The sequence below is a fragment of the Blautia sp. MSK17_66 genome, from assembly GCF_020538025.1.
Lineage (GTDB): Bacteria > Bacillota > Clostridia > Lachnospirales > Lachnospiraceae > Blautia_A.
Genome location: NZ_JAJBNQ010000050.1, coordinates 1 through 6,636, shown reverse-complemented (window position 1 = coordinate 6,636; position 6,636 = coordinate 1). Strand labels below are relative to the sequence as shown.

Sequence of the window (6,636 nt, the reverse complement as noted above, 5' to 3'; positions counted from 1 at the left end):
TTCTACCTGGCGAATTGCATCTTCTGATCTTTCTAAAAATAAATTTATAATATGTATATCTTCCATATCACATTTCTCCCCTGTATATTAGTGTTTTTATGCAGATAGGTTATTTGCAGTGTGCCATATTAATGTTGTCTATTATATATAACGTATTTTTTTCTGTTTGGTTGCACTTTTTTTCTATTTTTATAATTTTTTTGTTACCATGCTTCCATTATCACTATAACATATTATCTAAACATTCTTCTCTCTTGGTCAACTATTAATATCGTAATCTACTTCTGCAAATAAAACTACATGCAAAAAATGAAAAAAGGAGCTGCCATTCCATGTGTATTCATGAAAGGCAGCTCCTGCTTGAATCATTTTTATTTAACAACTACTTTTACTTTTTTACGGATCTTTCCAGATTTCACTGTGATATAAGCTGTTCCCTTGTTCTTTCCGGGGATCACACCACTGGAACTTACCGTCACGATCTTCTTATTCGAAGAACTGTAGGTAACCTTCTCCTGGGAAGTGATCGGGCTGATGACTGGTTTCAACGTAAGTTTTTTATTCCTTGCAACGGTCACGCTGGATTTCAGTCCGGTGATCTTTATTGTTCTTACCGTTGTTTTCTGCACAGTAATAGAAATGACCTGTTTCTTGCCGCTGGCCAGTGTAATGGTCACTTTGATTATTATTTGAATTCCAGCCCTCAGCCTTTTCATTGACAGAGGGCTATTATGGGCTTAACAATTATTGAGCATCCCTTAACTGATCTACAATGCTGCATTTCGCTGCGTTATCATACATCATGCAAGGAATCAGCCACCCAAGCAGAAGAAATACCGGAATTGTCAGCAGGACAGGCAGAACGGTGAACCGATACTCAAAGAACCAGAACATACTGCCCAGCATTTTTCCTGCAAGAGGTCCCACCGCCAGCGACAGAATAAAGGCCGCCGCTACGGAAGACATTGCGTAAAACAACCCCTCGTAGATCAACATGGTTTTGAGCTGTCGGGACGTCATTCCTACAGCCTGAAGCACAGCAAATTCACGGCGGCGGGAAAGAATACCGGTCATCATGGCGTTGAAGAAATTTAAGAGTCCCACCAGCCCAATGATAGCACAGAGGATACCACCGATCAGAAGGAACATCTGCCGGAACTGAGCAAACTCAGAGCGAACCGTGGCTTTGCTTTCATACATCAAGGGCGAAAACTCACCGGCCGTGAGCTTTGACAGATATTGCTCTGCTTCGGCCTCGTCAGCTTCGTCCGCTGTGTCGAACAGGTAGAGCATCGGAACGACTGCACCACCGCTGTCCCTCTGTGCGGTGTCCACAGGCAAAACTGCGTTATATCCAATACCACCATAACGATAACCCATGGAGTTCGGAAGTTCTACCAAGGCGCAGACCGTGTACTCTACATCTCTGGCCCCATACAATTTTGCCTGAAAGTACTCCTCCGGTGTATCTTCGGTGAGTTCCCCGGTGCGGCTGTCGATATATTTCACATCGTCCGCATAGGTAACGGTGATCGTGTCTCCCACCTTGGGGTAGTATTCAAGATTGGGCAGATTACCGTAGTCATCTAAGGAAACCGCAATGGCAATGGCGTTATTGTCCGGCTCCAACATGGGAGAAATATCTCCGTCGAATACTTGCAGCTTGTCAAACAGACTGTTATCCAGAGCCTCGATTCTGGTATCTCCCATCACCATATTGCCCCGGTGCTCCAGACGGCTCATATGGCTGTCCAACTGTTCGGCGCTTTCGTACCTTGCATAGTCCTGCCGCAGAGCATCCTCCGTCATCCACAGGTAGGCGGGTTTTCGCACAGCATATCCCGTGCCGGAAAGACTGGCCTTTGTGTTTGCTGCGATCTCCTCAATCTGTTCTGGCGTGATGAATTCATCTGCCGGGTTGTAACGGAAATAGTCGGGAGTGCTGACGATAAAATCGGCGCAGGTCATGGAGGATACATACTTCTCCATGCTGAAGCCTCCCACAAAGGCACACAGCGCATTGAACAGTGTCACCGACAGTGCCAGAGACACGACCACCAGCACCGTCTTTTTCTTGTTTCGTCCCAGATTGGCAAAGGCCATCTGATGGAGCTTGGCTCCCCGGGTGCTGCGCTGTTTTTTCTTAGTCTGTATCGCATCCGTATATTTGGTAGCCTCTACCGGAGAGACCTTAGCTGCCATTTTGCCGGGCTTGGAACAGGACAAGAGCACCGTCAACAAGGCGAACAGCATAGAACCAAGGAAGATCACAGGCGATGTGCTGATGGTGGTGATGCCTGCATCCAACTGGGTGGAGCGCAAGACAACAGGCACCAGAACAGCGCCGATGCCATAGCCCAGCAGCAGCCCCGCCGGAATACCGATCAGACAAAGCAGAAGTGCCTGCTGGCGAATGATGCGTTTGAGCTGCCGGGGCGTTGTGCCAATGGTCTTCAGAAGTCCGTAAAACCGGATATCCCCCGCAACAGAGATCTGGAAAATGTTATAGATGATAAGATACCCAGTGAAAATCACCAGCAGCAGAAAAGCTGCTATGGCGATCATCAGCTCTGGATCGAGCTGCGACTCCAGTTGGGATGAGGTATATCCCCAATTGACGCCGATTCGAACGCTGTTGGGATCAGTATAGCTGTCCCATGTGTAACCAAGATCGGTATCCACCTGCTCCATCTGCCCTTGAATGTTTGTGCCGGAAGCCAACATGACATTCAAATCGGTGCGGAAAGGCTGTAACCCTGTTTTCACTGCCTGCGCTTCGATGTCATCTGCGTAATCACGGCTGATGTTGATGTAGTGAACAGGCATTAGTTCATCATAGTCCCAATAGCCCACCAGCGTAAAGGTATCTGTTACAGTAAAGGCGGTTTGATCCTTGTCCGTGATGGAATAGGAAACCGTGACCTCGGCACCCAGCTCCGGCGTTACGCCAAGCAGCTGCAACGCTGCCGTATCCATGGCTACTTCTTTGCCGCTTTCGGGCATCCGCCCGGTAGTAGGGGTGGCATAGCTCCATTTGGTGCAGTTGGCATCCATGTAGCTGATCTCTGCAGGCGTTTTGGAAAAGACACCATCCACAGTGATGCCGATCACCTTCCGTGCCCCCACAGCCTTCACCTTTGGATGAGCAGCGATACGTTCCGCCTGCTCGGGGGAAACATCTTTAAAGGTGCCGTGTGCATAACCGCCTACCTGCCGAAACTGGTAGGTTTCATAACTGGCGTTCAACGACAAGACAATGGTGAACATGGAAGTAAATAGCAGCGTTGTCAGCGCAATGGCAAAAATGGCGATCAGATTGCGGCGACGGTTCGCATAAAGGGATTTTAAGCTGAGCTTTCGAATACATTTTCTGTTTTTGACATTCATCGTGGCCACCTCCCGTTAGTTCTGGGAGACGATCCGACCATCTTCGATACGGATAATGCGGTCTGCCATCTGCGCAATTTCTTCGTTGTGAGTGATCATTACGATTGTCTGGGCGAACTTTTGACTGGTGACTTTCAAAAGGCTCAATACATCCTGGCTGGTTTTGGAATCCAGATTGCCGGTGGGTTCATCTGCCAGAATGATAGCGGGTGCTGCCGCCAGCGCTCGGGCAATGGCTACCCGCTGCTGTTGACCGCCTGAGAGCTGATTGGGCAAGGCATCCAGACGGTCGCTCAGTCCAAGCGTCTGCACGATCTGCTGCACAAAAGCCTTGTTTACCTTTCCGCCATCCAGTTCAGTGGGTAGAATGATATTTTCATATACATTCAGCACCGGAACAAGATTGTAGCTCTGAAATACAAAGCCGATTTTCCTGCGGCGGAAGATGGTCAGCGCTTCCTCCTTCAGGGAGAAAATATCCTGTCCGTCCACTATGACCGTGCCGCTTGTAGGGCGATCCAGCCCGCCCAGCATATGCAACAGCGTGGATTTTCCGGATCCGGATGTGCCGACAATTGCAACAAACTCTCCCTTCTTCACACTTAAATCAACTCCATCCAACGCATGAACTGCGTTATTACCGGAGCCATAAATCTTTTTCAGGTCTTTTGCCTGTAAAACCTCCATAAACGAGTACCTCCATGAAAAAATCTGTATGTATGAAAGGAAATGATCCTTTGATACATACAGATTATCGCATAGGATTCTTTCCACATTCTTTCCGGCAGAAAATGAAATCTAACAGTTTTGATAGAATTGTTGTTATTTCGGCAGAAATATGGAAAACGTACTTCCTTTTCCCGGAACGGAAGCAACCTTGATATAACCGCTCTCACCGGATATAATCTGTCGGGCAAGGTATAAGCCGATGCCAACCCCTTCTTGTTCCTGAACAACATTTGAACGATAAAAACGGGAAAATATCTTTGCCTGCTCGTTTTCCGGGATACCTGAACCGGTATCCGATATATCGATCCTTGTAAACATTTCGTAACTTACGGTAGAAATCGTGATTGTTCCATGCTCCGTATATTTGATGGCATTGTCTACAATATTAGCCAGTGCTTCCGCTGTCCATTTGAAGTCAAATGTAGCGGAAATATCTGTATCGTACAGATATATGGATAATCCTTTTCCAGAAGCCTTGGCGGCATATTGTTCTACTACGCTTTCAAGCAGCGGCTGAAGTGATGCTTGCTGAGGGGAAAGTGAAATGATCCCATTTTCCAGTCTGGAAAGTTTTACGAGAGAATCAATCAGAAATCGTAGCTTTTCCGATTGTTTGTACAGTGCCTCCACATTTTCCTTTGCCGATGCAGACAGAGTTTTCTCCATCAAAAGCTCGCTGTATAACAGCAGGTTTGCAATCGGCGTTTTCGTCTGATGGGAAATGTCCGCAATCAAGGATTTGATTTTGTCTTTTTCCTGTGCCATATTTCGAGAAGATGCTTCTGCGGCAGAAAGATAGTGTGCAAACTTTGTTTCCAAAGCAGACAGCTGGCTTTCATCAAAAGTTGTTTCAGAAAAGGAGCCGGTCATGGCGGCGTCCAGCATCCTTTCGATTTCTTCCATCGTTTTTATGACCTTTCTCCGCTCCCATAATACAACAGCTGCTGCCGCCAGAAAACACAGCAGTATGATCGCGATGCCGCTTTTATTCATCTTTTGTCACCCAGCTATAACCGATTCCATAGACGGTTTTAATGTATTTCTGTGCCCCAAGCTTATCCCTCAGACGCTTGATCGTAACAGACAAAGCATTTTCATCCACATATTCAGCACCATCTGTCCAGATCCTGTCTACAAGGTCTCCACGGGTCATGGTTCGACCACGATTTTCAACAAGCAGACGCAGTAATTTTTGCTCTGTTTTACTCAATTCCACTTTTGAATCTCCCACATAAAAGGTCATAGCCTCAAAGTCAAAGTGAAAAAGATCAATATGGGTCGGTGCATTTTTATGGCTTGACGCTTGCTTTCGCAGTTGGGTATTCACCCTTGCCCGCAAAACCGAAAGAGAAAAGGGCTTGGTAATGTAATCATCAGCGCCCCTCTCCAGTCCGTCCACGATGTCCAGATCGGTATCATTGGCAGTCAGCAGAATAACAGGAATCCCGGGTGTGTTTTCCTTGACCTCCCGGAGCAGCTCAAGCCCACTGCCATCCGGTAGATTGATATCCAACAGGATCAGGGATACACCGCCGCAAAGCAGCTGCTCCTTCGCCGTTTTCAGGTCTTGGCAGGAAATGATCTTCCGATCATCTACTTTCAGTGCTTTGCATAAACCTTGATTCAAACCAATATCATCTTCAACAATCAATAATTGCTCCATATATCTCACTCCCTCGTTACTCAAAGGTATTCGGCAAAGTTAATAACAAGACACAAAAATAACCGCCCCAGCAAAACTGAACGGTTATTTTCAATCAATTAAGTATGTGGACTAACCGTCTATCGGCAGCACACTTTTTCTATAATCATATTAGCACGCATATGTGACAATGTCAAAAAATTTCTTCATTCTCTTGGTTATTAATCTCCTTGATCAGCTGTACTGCCTTCTTTGCATCATCGGTTTTCACGAATATATCCACACCATATATTCCAAATCCAGGTGCTCCATGCATTGCAACATTCGCACCTGCTTCCTGGGAAAAAGCTTCTATTCCACTTTGCTTTAACATTTCTACGAGCTGTTCTGTCTCTACTATATTCTGTGCATTATAAATCTTTGTCCATTCTGTCTTAGATTGGGAAGTTTCTTTTCTCTCCTGAACATTTGGTGAATTCTGATTTCTTTTTCGATTAATAAATGCTAAGGTCCTAAGAATAATAAATGACACAATAGTAATACCTATCAGAAATCCCAATGCCAATCGTGTTATCTGTGTTTCTGTAGCTCCCATTCTAAATAAACATATACCATAGATGACTGTAAAAATTCCTGCACATATTACACTGGTGAGAAAATTTCGCCATATAGCAGCACTTTTTGGCAGGCATTTATCCCATATTCCATTATACACCATAATAGCTACATATAGGATTCCTCCTACTAAGACAGTTACTATCTCTCCCAAAACCAAACGAGTATCCACCATTAATAGCATCTGAATAATAATCGCTAACACACCAATCACAAACATTGATGCAAATGCAAGATTTCCAGCCTTTAATGCTTTTTGTTTC

The 6,636-nt window shown here is 45.7% G+C and carries 6 protein-coding genes; all 6 read right to left on the bottom strand.

What is annotated here, in order from left to right; genetic code table 11:
* Positions 1-371 precede the first annotated feature (371 nt).
* On the bottom strand, positions 372-677 hold the full coding sequence (locus LIR34_RS17185) for an Ig-like domain-containing protein (RefSeq protein ID WP_265107748.1): 306 nt from the start codon (positions 675-677) through the stop codon (positions 372-374).
* A 67-nt stretch (positions 678-744) separates the two neighbouring features.
* Positions 745-3,387 (bottom strand): ABC transporter permease, encoded by a 2,643-nt coding sequence (locus tag LIR34_RS17180; RefSeq protein WP_173903399.1) that lies wholly within the window; start codon positions 3,385-3,387, stop codon positions 745-747.
* 15 nt (positions 3,388-3,402) lie between these two features.
* Positions 3,403-4,074 (bottom strand): ABC transporter ATP-binding protein, encoded by a 672-nt coding sequence (locus LIR34_RS17175; RefSeq protein ID WP_055053974.1) that lies wholly within the window; start codon positions 4,072-4,074, stop codon positions 3,403-3,405.
* A gap of 135 nt (positions 4,075-4,209) precedes the next feature.
* The gene (locus LIR34_RS17170) at positions 4,210-5,109 is read right to left on the bottom strand and encodes a sensor histidine kinase (RefSeq protein ID WP_118037281.1); all 900 of its coding nucleotides are present in this window, start codon (positions 5,107-5,109) and stop codon (positions 4,210-4,212) included.
* Positions 5,102-5,779, bottom strand: coding sequence for a response regulator transcription factor (locus LIR34_RS17165; protein WP_015525024.1), 678 nt, complete (start codon positions 5,777-5,779; stop codon positions 5,102-5,104). Before LIR34_RS17165 ends, LIR34_RS17170 begins: the two co-directional genes overlap by 8 nt.
* A 172-nt stretch (positions 5,780-5,951) precedes the next feature.
* Positions 5,952-6,636: putative signal transducing protein (locus LIR34_RS17160; protein ID WP_244092365.1), on the bottom strand; the 685-nt coding region annotated here is incomplete at its 5' end.